Origin of the sequence: Micrococcus sp. Alg238-R198, assembly GCF_900537135.1 — a bacterium.
GTDB lineage: Bacteria > Actinomycetota > Actinomycetes > Actinomycetales > Micrococcaceae > Micrococcus > Micrococcus luteus.
The window spans coordinates 1-24,464 of the sequence record NZ_UNRH01000011.1 but is presented as its reverse complement, the minus strand read 5'-3'; the positions used below and the strand labels follow the sequence as shown (position 1 = coordinate 24,464).

The 24,464-nt window shown below is 71.6% G+C and carries 24 protein-coding genes; 14 read left to right on the top strand and 10 right to left on the bottom strand.

Features of this window, described 5'->3' with window-relative positions; all coding sequences use genetic code 11:
• Nucleotides 1-59 precede the first annotated feature (59 nt).
• From G6R13_RS09990 to G6R13_RS12355, 3 genes are all read left to right on the top strand, one after another.
• A complete protein-coding gene (locus G6R13_RS09990) occupies nucleotides 60-1,511 on the top strand; it encodes a CCA tRNA nucleotidyltransferase (RefSeq protein WP_163721603.1) in 1,452 nt (483 codons plus the stop codon).
• Nucleotides 1,512-1,563: 52 nt separating this feature from the next.
• Nucleotides 1,564-1,863 carry a Rho termination factor N-terminal domain-containing protein gene (locus tag G6R13_RS09985; protein WP_002857801.1) on the top strand — a complete coding sequence of 100 codons (300 nt, stop codon included), beginning with the start codon at nucleotides 1,564-1,566 and terminating at the stop codon, nucleotides 1,861-1,863.
• 143 nt (nucleotides 1,864-2,006) lie between these two features.
• Nucleotides 2,007-4,145 carry an acyltransferase family protein gene (locus G6R13_RS12355; RefSeq protein ID WP_240335736.1) on the top strand — a complete coding sequence of 713 codons (2,139 nt, stop codon included), beginning with the start codon at nucleotides 2,007-2,009 and terminating at the stop codon, nucleotides 4,143-4,145.
• Nucleotides 4,146-4,251: 106 nt separating this feature from the next.
• Here the strand turns inward: G6R13_RS12355 and G6R13_RS09970 are convergent, their stop codons facing one another.
• Nucleotides 4,252-5,337: an inositol-3-phosphate synthase gene (locus tag G6R13_RS09970; protein ID WP_010079791.1), complete on the bottom strand. Its 1,086-nt coding sequence runs from the start codon at nucleotides 5,335-5,337 to the stop codon at nucleotides 4,252-4,254.
• A gap of 168 nt (nucleotides 5,338-5,505) precedes the next feature.
• Here G6R13_RS09970 and G6R13_RS09965 point away from each other — a divergent pair, with 168 nt between their 5' ends.
• Nucleotides 5,506-7,029, top strand: a complete 1,524-nt coding sequence (locus G6R13_RS09965; RefSeq protein ID WP_163721599.1) for a glycosyltransferase 87 family protein — start codon at nucleotides 5,506-5,508, stop codon at nucleotides 7,027-7,029.
• On the opposite strand, the gene G6R13_RS09960 is transcribed toward G6R13_RS09965, so the two are convergent.
• Nucleotides 7,020-7,349 (bottom strand): hypothetical protein, encoded by a 330-nt coding sequence (locus G6R13_RS09960; RefSeq protein WP_240335737.1) that lies wholly within the window; start codon nucleotides 7,347-7,349, stop codon nucleotides 7,020-7,022. The genes G6R13_RS09965 and G6R13_RS09960 overlap by 10 nt on opposite strands.
• Before the next feature lie 106 nt (nucleotides 7,350-7,455).
• Between G6R13_RS09960 and G6R13_RS09955 the strand changes: the two genes are divergently transcribed.
• Nucleotides 7,456-8,943: a M18 family aminopeptidase gene (locus tag G6R13_RS09955; RefSeq protein WP_163721594.1), complete on the top strand. Its 1,488-nt coding sequence runs from the start codon at nucleotides 7,456-7,458 to the stop codon at nucleotides 8,941-8,943.
• Nucleotides 8,944-9,007: 64 nt separating this feature from the next.
• On the opposite strand, the gene G6R13_RS09950 is transcribed toward G6R13_RS09955, so the two are convergent.
• The gene (locus G6R13_RS09950; protein WP_163721592.1) at nucleotides 9,008-9,586 is read right to left on the bottom strand and encodes a hypothetical protein; all 579 of its coding nucleotides are present in this window, start codon (nucleotides 9,584-9,586) and stop codon (nucleotides 9,008-9,010) included.
• Between the two features lie 344 nt (nucleotides 9,587-9,930).
• On the opposite strand from G6R13_RS09950, the gene rpsF reads away from it, so the two are divergent.
• From rpsF to G6R13_RS09925, 5 genes are all read left to right on the top strand, one after another.
• On the top strand, nucleotides 9,931-10,236 hold the full coding sequence (rpsF, locus tag G6R13_RS09945) for a 30S ribosomal protein S6 (protein ID WP_002857790.1): 306 nt from the start codon (nucleotides 9,931-9,933) through the stop codon (nucleotides 10,234-10,236).
• A gap of 132 nt (nucleotides 10,237-10,368) precedes the next feature.
• Nucleotides 10,369-10,968, top strand: a complete 600-nt coding sequence (locus G6R13_RS09940) for a single-stranded DNA-binding protein (RefSeq protein WP_002857789.1) — start codon at nucleotides 10,369-10,371, stop codon at nucleotides 10,966-10,968.
• A gap of 230 nt (nucleotides 10,969-11,198) precedes the next feature.
• A complete protein-coding gene (gene rpsR / locus G6R13_RS09935; protein WP_002857788.1) occupies nucleotides 11,199-11,438 on the top strand; it encodes a 30S ribosomal protein S18 in 240 nt (79 codons plus the stop codon).
• Nucleotides 11,439-11,466: 28 nt separating this feature from the next.
• Entirely contained in the window at nucleotides 11,467-11,928 is a 462-nt protein-coding gene (gene rplI / locus G6R13_RS09930) for a 50S ribosomal protein L9 (protein WP_002857787.1), read from the top strand.
• 103 nt (nucleotides 11,929-12,031) lie between these two features.
• Entirely contained in the window at nucleotides 12,032-13,255 is a 1,224-nt protein-coding gene (locus G6R13_RS09925; protein WP_239074468.1) for an MFS transporter, read from the top strand.
• A 40-nt stretch (nucleotides 13,256-13,295) separates the two neighbouring features.
• Here the strand turns inward: G6R13_RS09925 and G6R13_RS09920 are convergent, their stop codons facing one another.
• Together G6R13_RS09920 and G6R13_RS09915 are read right to left on the bottom strand one after the other, a co-directional pair.
• On the bottom strand, nucleotides 13,296-14,411 hold the full coding sequence (locus G6R13_RS09920; protein ID WP_163721588.1) for a succinylglutamate desuccinylase/aspartoacylase family protein: 1,116 nt from the start codon (nucleotides 14,409-14,411) through the stop codon (nucleotides 13,296-13,298).
• Nucleotides 14,408-14,938 carry an ATP-dependent zinc protease gene (locus G6R13_RS09915; protein ID WP_144861770.1) on the bottom strand — a complete coding sequence of 177 codons (531 nt, stop codon included), beginning with the start codon at nucleotides 14,936-14,938 and terminating at the stop codon, nucleotides 14,408-14,410. The genes G6R13_RS09920 and G6R13_RS09915 overlap by 4 nt, the downstream gene beginning before the upstream one ends.
• Nucleotides 14,939-14,965: 27 nt before the next feature.
• Here G6R13_RS09915 and rimK point away from each other — a divergent pair, with 27 nt between their 5' ends.
• Nucleotides 14,966-16,201, top strand: coding sequence for a 30S ribosomal protein S6--L-glutamate ligase (gene rimK / locus G6R13_RS09910; protein WP_144861768.1), 1,236 nt, complete (start codon nucleotides 14,966-14,968; stop codon nucleotides 16,199-16,201).
• A gap of 15 nt (nucleotides 16,202-16,216) precedes the next feature.
• On the opposite strand, the gene G6R13_RS09905 is transcribed toward rimK, so the two are convergent.
• Together G6R13_RS09905 and G6R13_RS09900 are read right to left on the bottom strand one after the other, a co-directional pair.
• A complete protein-coding gene (locus G6R13_RS09905; protein WP_102708266.1) occupies nucleotides 16,217-17,443 on the bottom strand; it encodes an acyl-CoA dehydrogenase family protein in 1,227 nt (408 codons plus the stop codon).
• Nucleotides 17,444-17,468: 25 nt separating this feature from the next.
• Nucleotides 17,469-18,644: a CoA transferase gene (locus G6R13_RS09900; protein ID WP_163721586.1), complete on the bottom strand. Its 1,176-nt coding sequence runs from the start codon at nucleotides 18,642-18,644 to the stop codon at nucleotides 17,469-17,471.
• Nucleotides 18,645-19,426: 782 nt separating this feature from the next.
• Between G6R13_RS09900 and dnaB the strand changes: the two genes are divergently transcribed.
• Both dnaB and G6R13_RS09890 read left to right on the top strand, forming a co-directional pair.
• Nucleotides 19,427-20,755 carry a replicative DNA helicase gene (gene dnaB, locus G6R13_RS09895; protein ID WP_111763569.1) on the top strand — a complete coding sequence of 443 codons (1,329 nt, stop codon included), beginning with the start codon at nucleotides 19,427-19,429 and terminating at the stop codon, nucleotides 20,753-20,755.
• A gap of 43 nt (nucleotides 20,756-20,798) precedes the next feature.
• Nucleotides 20,799-21,554, top strand: coding sequence for a type II toxin-antitoxin system death-on-curing family toxin (locus tag G6R13_RS09890; RefSeq protein WP_098471014.1), 756 nt, complete (start codon nucleotides 20,799-20,801; stop codon nucleotides 21,552-21,554).
• On the opposite strand, the gene G6R13_RS09885 is transcribed toward G6R13_RS09890, so the two are convergent.
• Nucleotides 21,447-21,800, bottom strand: a complete 354-nt coding sequence (locus G6R13_RS09885) for an endonuclease NucS domain-containing protein (protein WP_237069428.1) — start codon at nucleotides 21,798-21,800, stop codon at nucleotides 21,447-21,449. The two genes, G6R13_RS09890 and G6R13_RS09885, sit on opposite strands and share 108 nt — an antisense overlap.
• A gap of 135 nt (nucleotides 21,801-21,935) precedes the next feature.
• Nucleotides 21,936-22,925 (bottom strand): GIY-YIG nuclease family protein, encoded by a 990-nt coding sequence (locus G6R13_RS09880; protein ID WP_152744298.1) that lies wholly within the window; start codon nucleotides 22,923-22,925, stop codon nucleotides 21,936-21,938.
• An 89-nt stretch (nucleotides 22,926-23,014) separates the two neighbouring features.
• Here G6R13_RS09880 and G6R13_RS09875 point away from each other — a divergent pair, with 89 nt between their 5' ends.
• Nucleotides 23,015-24,016: a GIY-YIG nuclease family protein gene (locus tag G6R13_RS09875; protein WP_152744299.1), complete on the top strand. Its 1,002-nt coding sequence runs from the start codon at nucleotides 23,015-23,017 to the stop codon at nucleotides 24,014-24,016.
• 152 nt (nucleotides 24,017-24,168) lie between these two features.
• Here the strand turns inward: G6R13_RS09875 and G6R13_RS09870 are convergent.
• Nucleotides 24,169-24,464, bottom strand: a 296-nt coding sequence (locus G6R13_RS09870) for an integrase core domain-containing protein (protein ID WP_163721584.1), incomplete at its 5' end; no start/stop codon positions are given.

Genomic DNA, 24,464 nt, shown 5'->3' with positions numbered 1-24,464 from the left:
AACTCTAGCCCGGCCCGCGCGGGCCCGTGCCGGGACCGTCTGGCACCCTTGTAGGCATCATGGATCTGACCACCGCCACCCACGCGCTGCCCCCCGGCTTCCCCGCGGACGCCACCCTGCCCGCCGTCGTCGTGGAGCTGGGGCGGAGGTTCGAGGCCGCCGGCCACGAGCTCTCCCTGGTGGGCGGCCCGGTCCGCGACCTCTTCCTGGGGCGGACGTCGCCGGACCTGGACTTCACCACGGACGCCGACCCGGACGCCTCCGAGGCCGTGGGCGCCGGCTGGGCGGACGCCACGTGGGACGTGGGGCGGCGGTTCGGGACCATCGGCTTCCGCAAGGCCGGCTGGCAGCTCGAGGTCACCACCTACCGGGCCGAGCAGTACGACCCGGCCAGCCGCAAGCCGCAGGTGGCCTTCGGCGACAGCCTCGAGGACGACCTGCTGCGCCGCGACTTCACCGTCAACGCCATGGCCCTGCGCCTACCCGCCCTCGAGCTCGTGGACCCCTTCGGCGGCATGCGGGACCTGCACGCCGGCGTGCTGCGCACCCCCGGCACCCCCGAGGACTCCTTCTCCGACGACCCGCTGCGCATGATGCGCGCCGCCCGGTTCGCCTCCCAGCTCGGCTTCGCCGTGGCCCCCGAGGTGGAGGAGGCCATGACCGCGATGGCCGAGCGGATCACGATCATCTCCGCCGAACGCGTCCGCGAGGAGCTCGTCAAGCTCGTGTGCGGGGCGCACCCGCGCGCCGGACTCGACCTGCTCGTGCGCACCGGCCTGGCCGACCACGTCCTGCCCGAGCTGCCTGCCCTGCAGCTCGAGTCGGACGAGCACCACCGCCACAAGGACGTCTACGCCCACTCCCTGACCGTGCTGGAGCAGGCCATGGAGCTGGAGGGCGAGTACGCGCCGTCGACCCCCGACCCCGTGCTGCGCCTGGCGGCGCTGCTGCACGACGTCGGCAAGCCGGCCACGCGCCGCTTCGAGAAGGGCGGGGCCGTCACCTTCCGGCACCACGAGACCGTGGGCGCCAAGCTCGTCCGCAAGCGGCTGCGCGCCCTGAAGTTCGACAACGACACGATCAAGGCGGTGGCCCGCCTGGTGGAGCTGCACATGCGGTTCTACGGCTACGGCGACGCCGGCTGGACCGACTCCGCCGTCCGCCGGTACGCCCACGACGCCGGCGACCTGCTGCCCCGCCTGCACGCGCTGACCCGCTCGGACGTGACCACCCGCAACCGGCGCAAGGCCGAGCGGCTGGCCCACGCGTACGACGACCTCGAGCGGCGCATCGCCGAGATCGCCGAGGCCGAGGAGCTCGCCGCCGTGCGGCCGGACCTGGACGGGCAGCAGATCATGGCGCTGCTGGGGATCCGCCCGGGCCCGGTGGTGGGCCGGGCGTACAACCACCTGCTGGAGTGGCGCCTCGACGAGGGGCCGCACGAGCCGGCCGAGGCCGAGGCGGAGCTGCGGCGCTGGTGGGCCGAGCAGCCGGAGGCCCCGCAGGACTGAGGCGGCGCGGCGGACCTTCCACCCGTCGTCGGGCCGGGACCACACTGGCCGCATGGCTGAGAAGAAGACCGAGAAGAACGGCGCCCCCATGGGCCCCGGCACCTCCAACATCAAGGACCCCGAGGTCTACGAGGCGCTGCGCCGCGAGGGCGCGAGCGAGGAGAAGGCCGCGCGGATCGCCAACGCGTCCGCCCGGGACGGCCGGGACGAGGTCGCCGAGCGCGGCGGCGAGGCCGGCTCCTACGAGGACTGGACCAAGGACGAGCTCGCGAAGCGGGCCCGCGAGCTCGACATCGAGGGCCGCTCCACCATGACCAAGGACGAGCTCATCGAGGCGCTGCGGAACCACTGACCGGCGCCCGCCCCCCGCTTCCGGGGCGGAAACCGGTGCTGTGGGAGCGGAATACCGCCGGAAACCGCCCCCAACGCGGTGGGGTGGGCGGGGATAGCCGGAGGCTTTGGCCCATCCAGGTCCGGATGGAATGATCGACCGCTGTGAGTTCCGACCAGCGCCCCGCGCCCGTGCCCCGCCATGCCCTGTCGCCCCAGGACGGCGTGCCCGCCGTCAAGGTCGGCACGCGGGTCAGCCGCGGCCCCGGCCGGGTGACCGCCCTCGACGGGCTGCGGGGGATCGCGGTGCTCGCCGTGCTCGTCTTCCACGCCTGGCCCACCTTCCTGCGCGGCGGGTTCGTGGGCGTGGACATGTTCTTCGTGCTCTCCGGCTTCCTCATCACCACCGGCCTGGTCCGTGGTGTGGACGCGGGCCGGGGCGTGGCGCTGGGCACCTTCTGGATGAAGCGCGTCCGACGCCTCATCCCGGCCATGCTGATGGCGCTCGTGGGCACCACCGCGCTCGCGTGGCTGGCGGTGGACGAGTTCCCCGCGGGCCTGGGCCGCCAATGGTTCGGCGCCCTGACCTACACCAGCAACTGGGTGATGATCCTCGAGGGCGGGGACTACTTCAACCGCGCCTCGCCGCCACTGTTCGAGCACCTGTGGTCCCTGGCGATCGAGGAGCAGTTCTACATCCTCTGGCCCCTGCTCCTCTGGGGGCTGCTCCTGCTCACCTGGCCGCCGCGCAGCACGGTGAACTCGGGGCGGGTGGCGGACCGACGTCGTATCCTCGCGGTCGCGGTCGCGGCCGTGGCCTCCGCGGCGTGGATGGCCTGGGGCTCGTGGCACGGGTTCGAGCAGGCCCGCCTCTACTTCGGCACGGACACCCACGCCTTCGGCCTGCTGTTCGGCGCGTGCGTGGCGATCGGCCTGGCCCATGTGCCCCGGCCCGAGCACGGCGGCCCCGAGCCGCGGACCTCGGCCACGCGGGTGGCTGTCGCGTGGGGCGCCGTCGCGGTGCTCGCGGCAGGCTTCGCCCTGGTCGACGGCGGCCACGCGAGCACGTACCGCGGCGTGCTGGCGGGCCTGTCCGCCGTCGTCGCGTTCATCGTCTGGCACGTGGTGCAGGGCGACCGGCGCGACTCGCTCTCTCGCGCGCTGGGCAACGGGTTCCTGCGCTGGTGGGGGCGCCGCTCCTACGCCGCGTACCTGTGGCACTGGCCGCTGCTCGTGATCATGCGCGTGATGGTGCCCGTGGACGCCCCCGGGTGGGTCGAGCCCGTGGCCGCCGGCGCGATCCTGCTGCTGACCGCCCTGATCGCCGACCTGAGCACCCGGCTGATCGAGGAGCCCATCCTCCACGAGGGGTTCACGGGTGCCTTCGGTCGCTGGGGCGTAGCCGCTCGGCGGGCGTTCACGGGCGGGGCCGGGCCGATCGGCCGGCTCGCGGCCGCCGCCACGGCGCTGGGGCTCGTGGCCGTCCCCGCGGCGGCCGTGGCCGCCGTGGTGCACTCGCCCGCGCAGACCCAGCTCGAGCAGGACATCGCCCAGGCGGAGGAGTCCCTCAAGGCCGCCCAGGCGGCCCAGCAGGCGGCCCGCGAGTCCCGGGCGGCGGAGCAGTCGAAGCGGGCCGAGGCATCGGCCTCGGCCTCGCCCGGCTCGGCCGCCCCCGGGGACGCGGAGGGCTCCGCCGGTGCGACGTCCTCGCCCGGGTCGTCCGCCGAGCCGTCCGGGCTCGGGCTCGGCGACCCGGCTGTCACGCGCCCCACGTACTCCAAGGAGCAGCTCACCGCGGCCCTGCCGCCGTCCGAGCTCGGCCCGGACGTCACCCTGATCGGCGACTCCGTCTCGCTCTCGGCCGCGCCCACGCTCCTGGAGCAGCTGCCGGGGATGCTGCTCGAGGCGGAGGTGGGCTACCAGATCTGGGACGCCGCGGACGAGATCGAGAAGCTCAAGGCGGACGGCCAGCTGAGCGACGTCGTCGTGGTGGCCCTGGGCGCCAACGGCACCACCCACCGGGGCGACTGGGAGAAGATCCTGGCGGCCGTCGGCGAGGACCGGCTGCTCGTGCTCGTGGTGCCGCACGGCCCGATGGACTGGATCGCGGACGTGCAGGTGCAGATGGAGGCGCAGGCCGAGGCCCACCCGGACCGGATCGTCCTGGCGGACTGGGACGCCGCGGCGAAGCAGCACGTCACGGACTTCTCCGCCGACGGCGTGCACCCCCGCGCCGACGGCCAGGCCATGTACGCCCAGCTCGTCCGGCTCACCATCGAGGACCGGCTCGGCGCGCGGCGCTGAGCGCGGTGGCCGGGGCGGCACGCGCCCCCACGACGACGCCGGCCCGTCACCTCCACGGGGAAGGTGACGGGCCGGCGTCGTGCGCGGTCCGCGGGGACCGGGCGGGTCAGCGCTCGATGTCGCCGCGGATGAAGGCCTCCACGAGCTCGTGCGCCGCGTCGTCGTTGTGCTGCACGGGCGGGGACTTCATGAAGTAGGACGAGGCCGAGAGGATCGGGCCGCCGATGCCGCGGTCCAGGGCGATCTTCGCAGCGCGCACGGCGTCGATGATCACGCCGGCCGAGTTGGGGGAGTCCCACACCTCGAGCTTGTACTCGAGCGAGACCGGGGCGTCGCCGAAGTTGCGGCCCTCGAGGCGCACGAACGCCCACTTGCGGTCGTCGAGCCAGGCCACGTAGTCGGACGGGCCGATGTGCACGTCCTTCTCGCCCAGCTGCGCGGAGGTGTTGGAGGTGACGGCCTGCGTCTTGGAGATCTTCTTGGACTCCAGGCGCTCACGCTCGAGCATGTTCTTGAAGTCCATGTTGCCGCCCACGTTGAGCTGGTAGGTGCGGTCCAGGGTGACGCCGCGGTCCTCGAACAGCTTGGCCATCACGCGGTGGGTGATGGTGGCGCCGATCTGGGACTTGATGTCGTCGCCCACGATCGGCACACCCGCGGCGGTGAACTTCTCGGCCCACTCCGGGGTGCCGGCGATGAACACGGGCAGGGCGTTCACGAACGCGACGCCGGCGTCGATCGCGGCCTGGGCGTAGTGCTCGGTGGCCCGCTGCGAGCCGACGGGCAGGTAGCAGACCAGCACGTCCACCTCCGCGTCGCGGAGGGCCTGGGCCACGTCCACGGGCTCGGCCTCCGACTCCTCGATGGTCTCGGCGTAGTACTTGCCGAGGCCGTCCAGGGTGGGGCCGCGCTGGACGGTGACGTCCGCGTGGGGCACGTCCGCGATCTTGATGGTGTTGTTCTCGGAGGCGGTGATGGCCTCGGACAGGTCGAGGCCGACCTTCTTCGCGTCCACGTCGAACGCGGCCACGAACTCGAGGTCGGACACGTGGTAGTCGCCGAACTGCACGTGCATCAGGCCTGGGACCGTGTCCGTGGCCTTCGCCTCGCGGTAGTACTCCACACCCTGGATGAGGGATGTTGCGCAGTTGCCCACGCCGGCGATGGCGACGCGGATGGGATTGGTGGCCACGGTCTGGTTCTCTCCTCGACTGTCCGGAACGGGTGCGGGCACGCGGCGCGCGCAGGGGGGCCCACACCGTTCGGCGGGGCGCTCACCCGGGGATCAACCCCGCCAGTCTACGACCGACGACGGCGGCCCCGCCCGTCCGGTGTCCGGGCGGCTTCCTAGGATGGGGGCATGAGACCGGCCCCCGCGCACGCCGCGACCCCCAGCGAGCCGCCCACTCACGCCGCGGACGGCGCCCCGAGCGACGCCGTGGCCGCCCCGGGTGTCCCCGCCGGGCGTTCCGCTGACAGCGCACCGTCCGGGACCCTGCCCGCCCCCGGCGAGCGCGGCGGACGCTTCCAGCTCGCCGGCGGCCTCGCGGCGAACGGCCCCGGACGGGGGACCGGCTCCTGGGCCGGGCCCGTGGCGCTGACGGGGCTGCTGGTGGCTCTGGCCGCCGTCGTGACCGTGCTGCAGAAGTCGCCGTGCCTGCTGCACGGCTGGGGCGCCCCGGACGTCTACTACGCGGGCTGCTATTCGGACTGGGCCGCGCTCTACGGCGGGCGCGGGTTCGCGGCGGACCCGTGGGCGCCGTTCCGGGCGGGCTCCACGTTCGAGTACCCCGTGCTGATGTCCGTCGTGGGCTCGGTGGCGGCCTGGATCACGCAGGCGCTGCCGTTCTCGCCGGAGCAGGGCACGGTGGTGTTCTGGCTCGTGAACCTCGGGTTCGTGGTGGTGCTGTGGGCCGTCGTCGCGGTGCTGACCGTGCGGATGGCGGGGCGTCGGTGGATGGACGGGCTCATGGTGGCCGTGGCCCCGGGGATCGTGCTGGCCGGCACCATCAACTGGGACCTGTGGGCCGTGGCCCTGCTGGCGTGCGGCATGTACGCGTGGTCGCGCGGCCGGTCCCTGACGGCGGGGGTGCTGTTCGGCCTCGGCGCGGCCATGAAGCTGTATCCGCTGCTGATCCTGGGGCCGCTGCTGATCCTGGCGGTGCGCTCGCGGCGGTGGCGGCCGTTCCTGCTCGCGGCCGGGGGCACGGTGGCGGCGTGGGCGGCGGTCAACGTGCCGCTCATGGTCGTGAACTTCCAGGCGTGGTCCGTGTTCTTCACCTTCTCCGGCGAGCGCGGGCCGGGCCTGTCCAGCGTGTGGCACGCGTGGGACGTGACCGCCGCGCAGGCCGGGTGGGCGTTCGTGCCGGAGGACTCCCTGACCCTGCTGGCCTACGGCACCTTCGCGGTGTGCTGCCTCGGGATCTTCGTGCTCGGCGTGCGGGTGCGGCACACCCCGCGGCTGGCCCAGCTGACGTTCCTGGTGGTGGCGGCGTTCGTGCTCACCAACAAGGTGTACTCACCGCAGTTCGTGGTCTGGCTGATCCCGCTCCTGGCGCTCGCCCTGCCGCGCTGGCGGGACTTCTGGGTGTGGCAGACGGTGGAGGCGCTGCACTTCTTCGCCGTGTGGATGTACCTGGCCAAGGGGGTGGCCGAGACCCCGCCGCAGCACTCCATGGACGACTCCGTCTACGTGGCCGCGATCCTCGCGCACATGCTCGCGGTGCTGTGGCTGTGCGGGCGCGTCGTGTGGGAGATGCTGCACCCGGCGGAGGACCTCGTGAAGCGCGACCACGGCGGCCACCCGGACACCGACCCGCTCGCCGGCGCGTACGCAGGCCCGGCCCGGGGCCGCTCAGGCCAGCCGGCCGCGGTTCAGGCGTAGTCCCAGCGGTGGATCGGGCAGTCCGGGGACGACGGCGGCGTGCTCGTCCCCGCCTCGGCGGCGCCGCCCTCGCGGGGTGGCGGGCAGACGCACTGCGCCCCGGAGGCGGCCGTGGCCGCCTTCATCTGTTCGCGCCAGATCACGTGGGGGTCGGTGGCCGGGTCCGCGGCCGCGCCGGGGTGCGCCGGACGCGTGGCGCCGTCGTCGTGGGCGGGGGTGCGGGCCGCGTCCCCGTCCCGGGTGAAGCCCATCCGCACGATGGCCCAGCCGCCCACGGTCCACGCCACCAGGAGGAAGACCCCCACGGCGACGGCGATCATGATGTCCACGGCGGGCTCCTCCTGCGCTGACGGGGCGGGCGATGCGGCGGGCCCGCTTGCGGGCCAGGGTAGTCGGACGGATGGTGGGGCGCGGTACGGTCGGGTCATGACCCCCGTGACCCGTGACACCGTCGCCGAGCTGCCCGCCCACCTGCGGGACCTGGCCGACTTCGTGACCGCCTCGCCCTCCAGCTACCACGCCGCGGAGGAGGTCGCACGCCGCCTGGAGGCCGTCGGCTTCACCCGCCTGGACGAGACGGCCGACTTCCCGTCGGCCCCGGGCGGCTACGTGGTGGTGCGCGACGGCGCGGCGGTGGCCTGGATCGTGCCGACGGGTGCCGGGGCGCTGGGCCGCCACGAGGGTGCTGAGGCGCGCGCGGCCGGGCCGGACGAGGCGGGGCAGAGCGCCGGCGTCGTGCCGGTGTTCCGCGTGCTCGGCGCACACACGGACTCGCCGGGGTTCAAGCTCAAGCCGAACCCGGCCACCGTGACGGCCGACGGCTGGGTGCAGGCCGGCGTCGAGGTGTACGGCGGCCCGCTGCTGAACTCGTGGCTGGACCGTGAGCTGCGGTTCGCCGGGCGTCTCGCCCTCGACGACGGCACGCAGGTGCTCGCCGCGACCGGGCCCGTGGGGCGCATCCCGCAGCTGGCCATCCACCTGGACCGCGAGGTCAACGAGGGGCTGACGCTGAAGCGGCAGCGGCACACGAACCCCGTCGTGGGGGCGCTCGCCCCGCGCGGCGAGGGCGCCGACGAGGCGGAGGCCGACGGTCTGGCCGCCCGCGTGCCCGGTGATGTGCTGACCGCGCTCGCGGCCGCCGCCGGCGTGGACCCGGCCGCGGTGCGCGGGCACGACGTCGTGGTGGCCGACGCCCAGGCGCCCGGACTCTTCGGGCTGGCGGGCGAGTTCTTCGCGTCGGGCCGGCTGGACAACCTGAGCTCGGTGCACGCGGGCCTCGTGGCGCTCGAGGAGCTGGCGCGCGAGCACGGCGGCGCCGAGGGGGCGATCGCGTACGAGGGGACCGTCGCGGGCGGGGTGGCCGGTGAGGCGGCCGGCGCCCCGGTGATCCCGCTGCTCGCCGCGTTCGACCACGAGGAGCTGGGGTCGGCGTCGCGGTCCGGGGCGGCCGGGCCGCTGCTCGAGGAGGTCATGGGGCGCGTGCTCGAGGTGCTCGGCGTGGCCGGGCAGGGCCGGGCGCGGGCGATCGCGGGGTCCTGGCTGCTGTCCGCGGACGCCGGCCACCTGGTGCACCCGAACTACGCCGAGCGGCACGATCCCGTGAACCACCCGCGCGTGAACCACGGCCCGCTGCTGAAGATCAACGCCAACCAGCGCTACGCCACCGACGCGGGGGGAGAAGCCGCGTTCGCCCGCTGGTGCGGCGTGGCGGGGGTGCCGTTCCAGGAGTTCGTCTCGAACAACGACGTCCCCTGCGGCTCCACCATCGGCCCGATCTCGGCGACCCGCCTGGGCATCCGGACCGTGGACGTGGGCCTGGGCCTGCTGTCCATGCACTCGGCGCGCGAGATGTGCGGCGTGCGGGACGTGGAGCACCTGGCGGCGGCCGTGCGGGAGTTCTTCCGCGGGGTGTGAGGCGCGGCATGGGGGGCGCCGCGAGCGGCGTGCGCGGGGCTGCGTCAGCCGGCGGAGCCTGGGGTCACAGCTGTCGGTAGGTGCCGACATTGACCAAGGGCGTGCCGTTCACGACGGCACTGCCGCGGCCGTTGACCGACACGCCGGCGAGGGTCGTGCTGCAGTTGCTGTACCACCCGATGATCGGCAGGGTGATGGTGCCTGAGACGGGGGCGGGTACCGGGGTGGAGAGCTTGCTGACGTAGCGGTAGTACTGGATTCTATTGTTGGTGTACAGGACCGGACTGCCGGTCCCGGAGACCTCACGGACGGGGGTGCTCCAGGACGGTGTAGCGCTGCTCGTCCAGGTGAAGGTGGTGGGGTTCTTCCCAGTCTCCATCGCATCCACCATGTCCTTCTGCACCAGGACGGAGGCGGTCACATCCGTCACCGTGGAGCCGGTGCGCACATTGGCGATCCGGTAGTAGGTATTGACGTCGTCCGTGGTGACGCTCAAGCGGGTCGAACCCGAGCCGCAGGCCGACACCGACGCGCCGGGCACGTCTGCTGTGGTGGCGCGGCGGACACTGAACACGCGGTCGATCCGCGGGGGAGGGCTGGCCGCCTCGGCGGGGGCAGCGGCGGCGGCGACGACGGTCGGCACCGCCCACGCGAGGCTGCTGGCGACTCGGCGGCGGGAGGGGACGGACTGGGACGGCTGGGGCGCTGCCGACGTGGACTCTGACATGGGATGCTCCGAAACGTGAGAGGGGTGTGACACAGGATGTGTGTCCTCCTTCCAAGGTACGTCGTCGTCGACCGAGGGCAAGCCCCGGCCGCCCCACGGCCCCCTAGGGGTGGCACCTCATCTGCGGAGGCGCAGTGCTGGTATTCTTGACGGGATCCCCTGCGTGCCGCCGAAGAGTGCGGATGCATGCGTAAGGGGAGAACGCAGAACCTCCTGCCGCGGAGAGACCGCGGCCGCAAGCCCAGAGGAGGTGGGTTCGCATGCGTGCTTATGAGCTGATGGTGCTGATCGACCCTGAGGTCGACGAGCGCACCGTGGAGCCGACCCTGAAGAAGTACCTCGAGGTCGTCACGAACGCCGGCGGCACCGTCGACAACATCGACGTGTGGGGTCGCCGCAAGACCGCCTACGAGATCCAGAAGAAGTCCGAGGCCATCTACGTGGTCGTCAACTTCCAGTCGGAGCCGGCCGCCACCCAGGAGCTGGACCGTCTGCTGAACCTCAACGAGACGATCCTGCGCACCAAGATCATCCGTCCGGAGGAGCAGAAGATCACCGCTGAGTGATCCTCGTACCGTGTCCGGAGGGTCTGAGAGCATCGGATCAGTCCCCGACGCCCCCACCGGAACCCCGCTGAGCAGTCCCGGATCCCCGGATCCGGTCACTGACCGGCAGAACCCCCGAAGACAGGAGTGACCATGGCAGGCGAGACCGTCATCACCGTGGTCGGCAACCTCACCGCCGACCCGGAGCTGCGCTTCACCCCGAACGGCGCGGCCGTCGCGAACTTCACCGTCGCGTCCACGCCCCGCACGTTCGACCGCCAGACCAACGAGTGGAAGGACGGCGAAGCGCTGTTCCTGCGCTGCTCGGTCTGGCGCGAGGCCGCGGAGAACGTGGCGGAGTCGCTGACCAAGGGCATGCGCGTGATCGTGCAGGGCCGCCTCAGGGCGCGCTCCTACGACGACCGGGACGGCAACCGTCGCACCAGCTGGGAGCTGGACGTGGACGAGGTCGGCCCGGCGCTGCGGTTCGCCACGGCCAAGGTCACCCGCGCCCAGCGCGGCGGTGGCGGCGGCGGTGGCTTCGGCGGCGGCCAGCAGGGGGGCGGCTTCGGCGGCGCCCCGGCCGGCGGCGGCTTCGGGGGGAACAACGACGGCGGCTTCGGCGGCGCCCAGCAGGGCGGCGGCTGGGGCGGCCAGCAGCAGGGCGGCGGCCAGGCCGCACCGCAGGACCCCTGGTCCGGCGGCGGTGGCGGCGGATGGGACACCCCGTCCTCCAACGAGCCCCCGTTCTGATCCTGCACTGACCGGGCGCGGCCCCCGCGGCCGCGACGGACACGGAACACCACGGACCTCTCCGTCCGGGCGCACCTTGCCCGGAGGGCCGCCCCGGCGGCCCATCCCACCCGCGACCCGGCACCGCCGGGCCGCACTGCACACGGCCCCGTGCCCCGCACGGGACGCCGCGTGATCCCATCCCGCAGAACCGTTCTGCGGGCTCCAGAGAACTCTGAAGGAGCACCACGATGGCGAAGGCTGAACTCCGCAAGCCCAAACCGAAGTCCAACCCGCTCAAGGCCGCCAAGATCACCGAGATCGACTACAAGGACGTGGCCCTGCTGCGCAAGTTCATCTCCGACCGCGGGAAGATCCGTGCCCGTCGCGTGACCGGCGTGACCGTCCAGGAGCAGCGCAAGATCGCCCAGGCCGTCAAGAACGCCCGCGAGGTGGCCCTGCTGCCCTACGCCGGCGCCGGCCGCGGCTGATCGAGCGAGCGAAGGAAGGAACACCCAGATGGCAAAGCTCATCCTGACCCAGGAAGTGGCCGGTCTCGGCACCTCCGGTGACGTGGTCGAGGTCAAGAACGGGTACGCCCGCAACTACCTGCTCCCGCGCGGTTTCGCCACCGTGTGGACCAAGGGCGGGGAGAAGCAGGTCGAGTCCCTGCAGAAGGCCCGCGCGGCCCGCGCCGTGGCGAACCTGGAGGACGCGCAGGCCCAGGCCGCGCAGCTCCAGTCCGCCACCGTGAAGCTCGAGCGCACCGCCGGTGCGGAGGGTCGCCTGTTCGGCGCCGTCCAGACCGCCGACGTCGCCGAGGCGATCGAGGCCGCCGGCCTCGGCTCCGTGGACAAGCGCTCGATCACCCTGCCGGCGCACATCAAGTCCGTGGGCAACCACGAGGCCCAGGTCCGCCTGCACGAGGACGTCATCGCGACCGTCCAGCTGCAGGTCGTGGCCGCCAAGGCCAAGAAGTGATCATCCGCTTCTGAGCCCGTCGCGCCTGCGGCGCGCACCCGAGGCCCCGGTCCGCTCTTCACGAGCGGGCCGGGGCCTCGTGCCGTGGGGGAACATGGAGGCCATGCCCTCCGCCCCACCGCCCTCCGACCCCGCCGGCTCGACGGCGGCCCCGCGCCCGCCGCTGTGGACGCGCCCGTTCATCCTCGTCAGCGCGACCTACCTGTTCGTGGCGATGATCTTCTACACGCTCATGACCGCGATGGCGCTCTACGCCGTCACGTCCTTCGGCGCGTCGGACGCGGAGGCCGGCGTCGTGGTGGGGGCGTTCGTGCTGGGCGCGGTCCTCACCCGCATGACGACGACGCCCGCCACCTTCGCGTGGGGGCGCCGGCGGGTCCTGCTCGTCGCCTTGGCCTGCTACGTCCTCACGACGGCGGCGTACCTCTGGGCGGACTCCCTGGCCACGCTGACCGCGGTCCGGCTGCTCAACGGCATGTGCTTCGGCGCGGCCGGCACCGTGCTGGCCACGGCCGTGCAGCGGATCGTCCCGCCCGTGCGCCGCTCCGAGGGCACCGGCTGGTTCTCCACGTCCATGACGCTCGCGGGCGCCGTCGGGCCGATGGTGGCGCTGCAGCTGAGCACGGCCCTCGGCTACGACGCCCTGTTCCGGGCGTGCATCGGCTTCACGGGCATGGCCCTGCTGATCGCCCTGTTCCTGCGCGTGCCCGAGCCGCCGCTGACGGGCCGGTTCCGGCTGCACCGGGCGGACGTGTTCTCCGCGGAGGTGGCGCCGGCGGCGGGCGTGGCCCTGGCCTCCGGGTTCATGTACGGCGGCATCCTCGCGTTCATGGCCACGTTCGCGCAGCAGCAGGGCTACCCGGCGATGGTGCCGAGCCTGTTCTTCCTGCTCTTCGCCGCGGGCACCATCGTGGGCCGCGCCGTCCTGGGTGTGCTGCACGACCGGCACGGGGACAACGCCGTCGTCTACCCGATCCTCGCGGGCATGGCCGTCTCCTACGCGGTGCTGGCGCTGTGGCGGGAGCCGGCGGGCATGCTCGTGGCCGGCGCCCTGCTGGGGCTGACCTACGGGCCCGTGGTGAGCGTGTTCCAGACCATCGCGATCAAGGTGGTCCGGCCCACCGAGATCGGCGTCGCCACGGGCACGTTCTTCCTGCTCCTGGACCTCGGCACCGGCCTCGGCCCCATGGTGCTCGGCGCGGTGGTGGCCGCCGTCGGGATCCCGGTGATGTACCTGCTCTCCGGCGGCGTCGGGGTGGCGCTGCTGCTCTACTACCGGCTCGTGCACGGCGGCCGGGCCATCGCCCGGCGCCCGTCCCCGGCCTGAACCGGGCGGCTCCGACGCGCGGACGGCGCCCCGCCGCTGCTCATGCGTCCCATCCCCCGATGTGCACGAGGGCGTCGCCGCGGTGCACCAGGGGTGCCTCGGTGCGGCCGATGACCACGCCGGTCAGCTCGGCCTTCACGTGCGCGAGGCGGCGGCCGAACGAGTTGTAGAGCGCGCCGATCCGGTCCCCGGCGCTCACTCGTTCGCCGAGGGAGACGTCCAGGTGCACGAGGCCGTCCGCGCGGGCGCGCACCCACGTGGACTGCCACACCAGGTACGGGGAGTCCTGCTCGCCGTCGACGACGTCGGGGTGCACGGCGGCGGTGTCCTCGCCGGTGGCGTCGGTCGCCTCGGGCACGTCCGTGGTCCGCTCCTCGGGGACCTCGCCGGGCAGCGGCCCGGGGGCGTCGACGACGGCGTCCGGCCCGGGCTCGGTGAGCCCGACGTCCGCGGGGTCCACCATGTCCAGGGCCGCGAGCACGCGCAGGACCCCGTCCACGCCGGGGGCGATCGCGTACTCGTCGAACCGCCAGGCCTCACCGGCCTCGTAGAGCAGCACGCGGGCGCCGGTCTCGCGGGCCGCGGCGCGCAGGGAGCCGTCCCGCAGGCGGGCGTGGAAGAGCACGGGCGCACCGAACGCCTCGGCGAGCGCGCGGGTCTGGGGGTCCTCCAGGTCGCACCGGATCTGCGGCAGGTTGGAGCGGCGGTCCGCGCCGGTGTGCAGGTCGATGCCCACGGTGCAGCGGCCGATCACCTCGGTCATCATCAGGTGCGCGATGCGCGAGGCGAGCGAGCCCCGGGCGGAGCCGGGGAAGGAGCGGTTCAGGTCGCGGCGGTCCGGAAGGTAGCGGTCCCCGGCCATCACGCCGAGCACGTTGACGATGGGCACGGCCAGCAGGGTGCCGCGCAGCTGCGTGGGCTGCAGGCGCTCCAGGACGCGGCGGACGATCTCGATGCCGGCCACCTCGTCCCCGTGGATCGCGGCGGAGACCCACACGGTGGGCCCGTCCTCGCGGCCGTGCAGCACATGCACGGGCAGGGTGACGTCCGCGCCGGTGACGAGCTGGGAGATCGGCAGGGACAGCTCGTGGCGGCGGCCGGCCGGGATCTCGACCCCGCCGAACGCGAAGGGGGCGCGGGCGGGGCGACGGCTCACGCGCGTCCCCGGTTCCGGCGGCGGACGCCGCGCGGCGGCTGCCCGCCCACGTACGAGGCGGCGGGGTCCACGAGGAGGCCGCCGGCGGCCAGCGCGGTGCGCCCCACGAGCATGCGGAAGCCCATCTCGTCCCGGTGGGTCAGGGTCACCTCCGCCTCGATCGTGCGGCCGGCCAGGGTCAGCGGCATGACGACGACGACGCGCTCCTGCGCCTCGCCGTTCGAGGAGCGGACCGCGCGCAGGTCGGCCACCGGCAGCTCGACCGTCCGCGCGTCCGCGGCCGAGGTCTGCCACGGGTGCACCTCGAACCGGACCCAGGCGGCGCCGTCGCGGGCGAACCGCTCGATGCCGAAGGCGTGGAGCGCCGAGGTGCGGGCACCGGTGTCGATCTTGGCCTTGATCCAGGGGGTGTGGGCGGCGGGCAGGCCGACCCATTCGCGCCAGCCCACCAGCCCCGGGCGAGCGGCGCCGTCGTCGGTGAGGGGCGCGCCGTGGGGGGCCGGGCCCGTGTGCTTAGATTCAGACACGCCCCTCATCCTCCCAGGAAAGCGGTCATGAAGCTCGCCATCCTCTCCCGTTCCCTGCGCGCCTACTCGACGCAGCGCCTCAAGACCGCGGCGCTCGAGCGCGGCCACCAGGTGAAGGTCCTGGACACCCTGCGCTTCGGCATCGACCTCAGCTCGGACGAACCCGATCTGATGTTCCGCGGCCGCCCCCTGTCCGACTACGACGCGATCCTGCCGCGCATCGGCAACTCGGTGACCTACTTCGGCACCGCCGTGGTGCGCCAGTTCGAGCAGATGGACGTCTACACGCCCAACACGGCCGCCGGGATCATGAACTCGCGGGACAAGCTGCGGGCCACCCAGATCCTCTCCCGCCACGAGATCGACATGCCCGCCACCGTGTTCGTGCGCAACCGCGGCGAGGTCTCCACGGCGATCGACATGGTGGGCGGGGCGCCCGTGGTGATCAAGCTGCTCGAGGGCACCCAGGGCATCGGCGTGATCCTGGCGCCGACCAAGAAGGTGGCCGAGGCGATCATCGAGACGCTGCACGGCACCAACCAGCAGGTGCTCATCCAGCGGTTCGTGGAGGAGTCCAAGGGCAAGGACATCCGCGCGCTCGTGGTGGGGGACCGCGTGGTGGCCGCGATGCGCCGCCGGGCCCAGGGGGACGAGTTCCGCTCCAACGTGCACCGCGGCGGCACCGTGGAGCGCGTCGAGCTCTCGCCCGAGTACGCGGAGACCGCCGTGCGCGCCGCCCACATCATGGGCCTGCGGGTGGCCGGCGTGGACATGCTCGAGGGCGAGCACGGCCCGCTGGTCATGGAGGTGAACTCCTCCCCGGGGCTGCAGGGCATCGAGGCCGCCACCGACCTGGACGTGGCCGGCGCGATCATCGACTACGTGGCGGACCAGGCCGGCTTCCCGGACATCGACGTGCGCCAGCGCCTGGCCGTGTCCACCGGGTACGGGGTCGGTGAGATCACCGTGCACGCCGGCTCCGGCTGGGTGGGCCAGTCCATCGAGGACTCCGAGCTGCTCGCGAAGGACCTGCAGGTGCTCACCCTGCACCGCGGCACCTCCGTGTTCCCCAACCCCGCGGACACCAAGGTCCTCGAGGAGGGCGACCGGCTGCTCTGCTTCGGCAAGACCGAGAACATGCGCGCCCTCATCCCCGCCCGCGCCCGCCGCCCCAAGCGCGTGCGGAAGCTGCCGGCCACCCCGATCCTCGCCTCCGTGGCCGAGGAGGCTCCGGCGCCCGAGGCGCCCGCCGACGACGCCTGAGCCCGGGCGCGGGGCTCAGCGGGCCGGGGCGAACGCGCCGATGCCCGTGAGGTGCCGGCCGAGCGTGAGCTGGTGGACCTCGTCCGTGCCCTCGTAGGTGCGCACGGACTCGAGGTTGTTCGCGTGCCGCAGCGGCGAGTGCTCCAGGGTGATGCCGTTGCCGCCGAGCATCTCGCGGGCCTCCCGCGCGATGCCGATGGCCACGCGGCAGTTGTCCAGCTTGCCGGCGGAGATCATGGCGGGGGTGAGCGGGCCGGCGTCCTTGGCGCGGCCGATCTGGTGCGCCAGCAGGTAGCCCTTGCCGATGGCCACGGCCATGTCCGCGAGCTTGGCCTGCGTCAGCTGGTGGGAGGCCAGCGGCACCCCGAACTGCTGCCGCTGCATCGCGTAGTCGAGGACGGCGTCGAAGGAGTCGCGGGCCGCGCCCATCGCGCCCCAGATGATCCCGTAGCGGGCCTCGTTGAGACACTGGAAGGGGCCCTTGAGCCCGACGGCGGAGTCGGCCGGCAGCATCGCGGAGGCGGGCAGGCGCACGCCGTCGAGGTGGATCTCGCACTGCACCGAGGCCCGCATGGACAGCTTCTGGGTGATCGCCTCCGCGCGGAATCCGGGAGTGTCCGTGGGGACCACGAAGCCGCGCACCCCGCGCCCGTCGCCGGGCTCGCCGGTCTGCGCCCAGATGATCGCGACGTCGGCCAGCGTGGCCAGCCCGATCCAGCGCTTGACCCCGTCGAGCACCCAGTCGCCGCCGGGCTCCTGGCGGGCCGTCGTCGTCATGGAGGCCGGGTCCGAGCCGGCGCCCGGTTCGGTGAGGCCGAAGCAGCCGACCGCCTCGCCGGCGGTCATGCGCGGCAGCCACTGCGCCTTCTGCTCCTCGGAGCCGTGCTTGTGGATCGCGCCCATCGCGAGCGAGCCCTGCACGGAGACGAAGGTGCGTAGGCCGGAGTCGCCGGCCTCGAGCTCCTGGGCGGCGAGGCCGTACTCCACCGCCGAGCGACCGGGCATGCCGTGGCCCTCGTAGGGCATCCCGAGCACGCCGAGACGGCCCAGCTCGGGGACGATCTCGCGCGGGAACACGGCGTCGTCGTACCAGCGGGCGATGTGCGGGCGGATGTGCTCGTCCACGAAGCCGCGCACCTTGAGCGCGACGGCCTTCTCCTCGGCGGAGAACAGGGAGTCCAGGCCGACGACGTCGGCGCGGCCGAGGAACGAGTCGGCTTCGGCGTGGAACGGGGTGGTCATGGCGGGGGTCCTCTCTGCGGGGTGGTCAGCGGGCGTCGAGCCAAGTGTTGACGGCCGCCGTGTCCGCACCGAGCGCGGGCGGCGCGTGGCGCGGGTGCGCGACGGGCGGGTCCCACTGCACCGGGTGGCGGAACTGCCGGCCGGCGGGGGCGCCGGAGCGGTCCTGGACCTCGACGGTCGGCTCGAGGCCGAGGGACTCGGCCAGCTCGACGCCCTCGGCGACGGTGGACACGAGGCCGACCGGGAGCCGCTCGGCCTGCAGCACGTCCCGCCAGTGGGCGGCCGTCTCGGCCGAGAGCGCATCCTCCAGGGCGGTGCGCAGCTCCTCGCGGTGCTCGACCCGGTCCGTGTTCGTGGTGAAGCGCGGGTCCTCGGCGAGCCCGGGGACGCCGAGGGCCGCGGCGAAGGTGCGGAACTGCGCGTCGTTGCCGATGGCGACGGCGAGCGGCGCGTCCCGGCACGCCAGCAGCTGATAGGGGGCGATCGAGGGGTGGTCGTTGCCCATCCGCCGCGGGACGACGCCGGCGCCGAGCCATGCCTGGCCCTGGTTGGCGAGCGCCCCCTGCAGCGAGGAGAGCAGGTTCAACCGCAGGTGGGCGCCCTCCCCGGTGCGCTCGCGGCGCAGCAGGGCGGCGAGCACGCCGGCGGTGAGGTCCTTGGCCGTGAGCACGTCCACCAGGGCGACGCCCGCCTTCATCGGGGCGTCCGGTTCGCCGGTGATGCTCATGAGCCCGCCCGCGGCCTGGACGATGAAGTCGTAGCCGGGCAGGTCCCGGCCCTCGCGGTCGCCGAAGCCGGAGACGGCGGCGTAGACCACGGACGGGTTCTCCCGCGCGACGTCGTCGTAACCCAGGCCGAGGCGCTCCATGGTGCCGGGCTTGAGGTTGTGGACCACAACGTCGGCCCGGGCGGCCAGGGCGGCGGCCCGCCGCTGGTCCTCGGGGTCCTTCAGGTCCCAGCCGACCGACTCCTTGTTGCGGTTCACGGACTCGAAGTAGGTGGCGCCCGTCGCCGAGCGGGGCGGGGCCCAGCCGCGGGTGTCGTCGCCGCGCTCGGGGTGCTCCACCTTGATGACGCGCGCTCCGAGGTCCGCCAGCGTCATGGTGGCGAGCGGGCCGGCGAGGACGCGGGAGAAGTCGGCGACGAGGACGCCGTCGAGGGGGAGCGAGGCCGGGGAGGGGGCGGTGGTGGCCGGGGGCACGGCGGACTCCTCACTGTGGCGGACGACACGACGACGGGTTCCACCCAAGCACCGTGCTTGCGTTCCGTCCAATGACTCTGGGGCGGGTCACTGACGTGCGTGAGTCATCGGTGCGGGGCGGCCGGGAGAGGTGGGCACGGGGAGGACCCGGGGCCGGGTGCGGACGCTGTCAACTTCGCCGTCCCCAGATCCGGGCACCTTGTCCACAGGAGTTGTCCACAGATGTGGAGGGTGTGGACGACGGTGTGGATAGGCGTGTACCAGGCGGTGTGATGAGGGCGCAAACGGGGGTGCTGTCAAGTCCGGTGGCCGGGCCGAAAGGGGGGGTGGAGAATCTTCCTCCACAGCACTGGGGATCGCATCGTCCCAGGTCAGAGCCGGATTCCGGGAGTGGTCGAGCGGTTGTCCCCAGCGTGGTCCCCAAGCGATCCACACGACACGCCGCCGAATCCACACGTTGTCCACAAGGCCTGTGGGAAACGCGGTTGCCCAGCCTCCACGGCGCGCGTAGTGTCGCGTGGTATCCCCAACGCGAGGGCGGGTATTGGCCGCAGGTGACCACTGACAGGCGCGCATCCGCTCGGACCGTCGCCCCGGGGACCGTCGCACCGTCCGCCTGCAGGAGGGTGCGGCGGCACGGGCGGTGACAACAGAGGAATCAGGGCCGGGAAGACCGGCGAGGGCCGCCGTCGTGCGGGCTGTGGGAAGGGAGTCTCCGGACGTTGACTGAGAACTACGGAGACTCGGGCTCCTACGACGGCGGCCGTTCCTCTGAACGCTTCCTGCCGCCCCAGGACCTGGAGGCGGAGCGCTCGGTGCTGGGCGGCATGATGCTCTCCAAGGACGCGATCGCGGACGTGGTGGAGCTGCTGCGCGGCCACGACTTCTACCGGCCCAGCCACGAGATGATCTACGAGGCGATCATCGACCTCTACGGCCGCGGTGAGCCCGCGGACGCCGTCACCGTGGCGGACCTGCTGAACAAGCGCCAGGAGCTCAGCCGCGTGGGCGGCCCCGCCGTGCTGCACGAGCTCATCCAGTCCGTGCCCACCGCCGCCAACGCGAGCTTCTACGCGGAGATCGTGGCGGAGAAGGCCGTCCTGCGGCGCCTCGTCACCGCCGGCACCAAGATCACCCAGCTGGGGTATCAGGGCGACGGCGAGGTCGAGGAGATCGTCAACGAGGCGCAGTCCGAGATCTACAAGGTGGCGGAGAACCGCCAGTCCGAGGACTACGTGCGCCTCGCGGAGATCATGGAGCACGCCGTCGACGAGATCGAGGCGGCCGGCAACCAGGGGGAGGGCCTGACGGGCGTCCCCACCGACTTCTACGACTTCGACGAGCTGACGCAGGGCCTGCACGGCGGACAGATGATCGTGATCGCGGCGCGCCCCGCCGTCGGCAAGTCCACGCTCGCGCTCGACTTCGCGCGGGCCGCGGCCATCCACCACAACATGGCCACCGTGTTCTTCAGCCTCGAGATGGGCAAGAACGAGATCGCCATGAGGCTCTTGAGCGCCGAGGCGACGATCGCGCTGCAGGACCTGCGCAAGGGCACCATCCGGGACGACCAGTGGTCCAAGATCGCCGCGACCGTGGGGCGGCTGAACGAGGCGCCGTTCTTCATCGACGACTCCCCGAACATGACCATGATGGAGATCCGCGCCAAGTGCCGGCGGCTCAAGCAGAAGAACAACCTCAAGATGGTGGTGCTGGACTACCTGCAGCTCATGAGCTCGGGCAAGAAGGTCGAGTCCCGTCAGCAGGAGGTCGCCGAGTTCTCGCGTGCCCTGAAGCTGCTGGCCAAGGAGCTCGACGTACCGGTGATCGCCTTGAGTCAGTTGAACCGTGGATCCGAGCAGAGGACGGACAAGCGGCCGCAGGTGTCCGACCTGCGTGAGTCGGGCTCGATCGAGCAGGACGCGGACATGGTGATCCTGCTGCACCGCGAGGACGTGTACGACAAGGAGTCCCCGCGCGCCGGCGAGGCCGACCTGATCGTGGCCAAGCACAGGAACGGGCCCACGAAGACGATTGTGGTGGGGTTCCAGGGACATTACAGTCGCTTCAGTAACCTCGCACAGGATGGTGGGGGTTCGGGCGGATTTTAGCCCGCCGGAGCAATTTTAGCCGTTTTATAATTCGGAGGCCTACGTGAAGTACCTTGACGAAGAAGAGATTATCACCATTCGCGAGAGGCTGGCCACGGGTCCTCTCGCTGGACAAGACTTCGGAGCCGTTAAGGCACTGCGTCCAAACGGGTTGGCGAGTGCCGTGGCTCGACAAACGACCGGATTGGGATCAGCGTTTAAGTACACTGACGTTTTAGACGTCGCGGCCACGCTTTTCTATGGAATGGCCCTGAACCACCCATTTGAGAATGGAAACAAGAGGACTGCGCTGGTCGTTCTACTCGTTTTCCTGCAAAGAAATCGAATCCTTTTGGTGGGTGCCAACGAGGATGAATTATATGAGATGTCGACCCAGGTGGCTGGCCACACTTTCCAAGGGGGCACCCCCGAGACCCACGATGTAGACGAAGAGGTTGCAAAGATCAGCGCCTGGCTTAAGACACGTACGCGGGCGCTTGAGAGAGGGGATCGCAGTCTTAAGTTCAAGGAATTCAAGTCTCAGCTCGAGGGACTCGGTTGTGAATTCGAAAAGCCCAAAAACAACTTTATTAAGGTCAGAAGGTCCGTTGGTGGGGCAACCTATACGGCGAAGCTGGGCTACCCGCGCCCGGACTTCAACGTGGGAGTGGCGGATGTAAAGCGCGTCAGGGCGAATTTAAGACTTGACGAGTCACACGGTTATGATTCTGGGGCGTTCTATGAGGATGATCTTGAGGCCGTGGTTGATAAATTTGTTAACGAGCACCGACTGGTCTTGGAGAGGCTTGCGCTGACCTAACACGCCGAGGTTTGGCAACTGTGAGCCCTTTGATAGCGGAGGTTTCAAAATCTGGGCCACCACCTCTCGGGGCGTTCGATCCCTCTTCAGCTCGAGGACGTGCAGATTGCCCTCGACGTCCATTGCGAGGATGTCGATGCGGGTGCCGTATGGCGTGGGCACCTCTCGTCCGATCACCAGCAAGGGCTCGCCCAATATCGTGGGGTCCTCGGCGAGGAACGCCTGCAACTGGGCCTCGGACGACATGCTGGTGTGAGCCAGAGGGCGCGGGGTCCCGCCATCGCCCATCCGCCACATCTTCATCTCGACGGGCATGGTGTTTACTCCTCAATCAGCTACACGGACTCGAATTTCATCCAATGACGAGCCAGGGTGAGCCGCTTAGTCGTTCCCGGCCGTGGCCCACCCGTCCAGCACGTTCCCGATGTGGTCGAACGCCGCGTCGGCGAGGGCCCAGCTGTGGGCTCGGGAGAACATCGCCCGTCCCTTCCGCAACTGTGAGAGAGCTAGCTTGCGTGCGGCGAGGAGCACTGCGGGGTGTCCGAGGAGAACGCCGATGTCCTCCCACCCGTGGACGGTGGCGCTCCACACCGGGCCGGTGGTCCGGTAGGTGTTCCGAGAGAAGAGGGGGCGGAGTTCGTCGTCGATCTCCAGGGAGTCGTGGACGTTTAGGACCATGGTCTGCTCCCACTCGCCGTCCTCGGTCCGGTCCTCGTAGAGGTACAACATCTCCACGTTGTGGATGCTCAGGGTCGCGAACCGGCGGTGGTTCCGTGTGCGGTTCGTGGAGGGCCACGCGCTGAGCACCCAGCCGCGCCCTTCCGTCTCCGTGGGGAGGGGGATCACGTAGTACAGGTAGCCGGCGATCGAGTCGACGGCCTCTGCGAGATGCGGGTGGGCTCGGACCGGTTCAGGGAGGCGTCCTCCGTCCGCGCCTCGTCGGGCGCGGGCCTCAACGATCCGCTGCGGGGCGATCTCCCGCTCCGCGGTCAAGGGATCGTCCCCGATCCACCTGGCTTGTTCCTCCTGGGTGACGATGAAGTCGAGGGGGGAGTCTCCGAACGGTTGGGCGAGCAGCGTGCGGTTACGAAGGCGGACGCCCGCGCGTCGCTTCTCCGTGATCATGTCCTGTTCGACCCGATCCAACTCCTCCGGAGGCACCGGGGTGAAGTTCACGGCCACGATGTCCTGCCACCGCCGGCGGTGGCTCGCGAACCGGGTGGCGGGATGGATGCTTTGGCCCACGTACTGATCCCCGTTCGAGAACTCGAGGACGTAGATCCCAGGGCCGACGCCGTCTTCGAAGATCAGCGAAGGTGCCAGCCCTGCTGGGGTCTCCCAGCGGCGGAAGGGCAACGGGGCGGAAACCATGGGGCCATGATGCCGCGCTGTGGCGAGCGGGGCACCCTGAGCACAGCTGTGGGGCGCTAACGCGTCCGGATGTTCGCCATCATGGAGCCATGACGTACGAACTGACGCCGGTGCGCCTGGAGGCGACCGTTCAGGACGCGGTGCGCACTCTGGGCCGCGGGCCGGTGTTCGAGCTGCATCTCTTCGGAGACGTTGGCCCGGAGTGGGGCGTGACCGGTTGGTCGGAGGAGGGCGGCCCTGTCCCGGACGCCCCAGGCCTCTACGCCGTGTACGCGAAGGACGTGTCCCGTGTGCGTCGAGAGCTCGGCCCGGAGGTGCCGGTGGGGGAGGCCGGCCTGCTGTACGTCGGCAAGGCCGAGCGGAGCCTGGCCGCCCGGGACGTGCGGCAGCATTTCGGCACGGGCAAGACCGGCCGGTCCACCGTGCGCAGGACGTTCGCAGCGCTGCTGGAGCACTCCGCGCTCCTCTGGCCGGTGCTGCGGGCCGGGGGCAAGCCTTCCAGCAAGAGTCCGGCGACCTTCGACCTCAGCGAGCGCTCGGAAGAAGCGCTGACCAGGTGGATGGTCGACCACCTGGTCCTTCGCGTCTGGGTGCCCGAAGTGCCCGTGGCCCTCGGTGACGTCGAGAAGCACGTGATCACGGCGTGGCGCCCGCCGCTGAACCTCACCCACGCAGGCCCCCGCCCCCACATCAAGGCGGCTCGAGCCTGGATGGTCGCACTGGCCGCTGCGCAGGACGAGGAGCAGCCGCAGGCGGACTGGGAACCCGCGACCCTCGGCGACCTCTTCCGTGTGCGCCCCGAGCAGTACGGGCTCCGTGGGAGCGTCGGGCTCTGGACCGAACTGCGGGTGCGGTTCGCGAGCGAGCCGATGCCAGCGTCGCGCGCCGAGCTGCAGGGCCTCGTGGAAAGCGCCATCGAGGAGATCCTGGCCGAGGCCATGCCCTACGACCGGGAGAGCGTGCACATGGTCCGATACAACGTGGGCGGGATGAGCCAGGGGCTCGTCCACCTGCCGTGGTGGCGGGAGACCGCCGTGCCGATGATCCTCGGCCGCTGGCAGAAGTGGGCCGATGCAAGGAGAGCTGGCTGACGGGCACAGAACTCGGCTTACAGTCGGTTCATCCCTCGGCGGCCTCGCCGCGGGCGTCACTTTGACCCTGCCCACGGAGCGGCTGTGCCCGGTGTCGTGAGAGCGCTCGGCGCGATTCTTCGAGAAGCGTCCACGACGGTGAGCCGCCCCCTTCATTCGGTCCGGACGTTCTGTGAGTCGTCGGTTTTCATTTGATGGGTGCACTGCCGAGCGTACTCGGCTGGGGTTAGGTAGCCGAGCGAGGAGTGCCGGCGGTGGTGGTTGTACTCGTCCTTCCAGTCGCCGATGATGACCTGTGCGTGCAGCAGCGAGTAGAAGCTGTTGATGTTGAGGCACTCGTCGCGGATCCGGCTGTTGAACGACTCGACGTACCCGTTGCGCCACGGCGAGCCCGGAGGGATGTAGGACAGGCCGGTGCGGGTGCCGGCCCAGTCGGCCATCGCCTCGC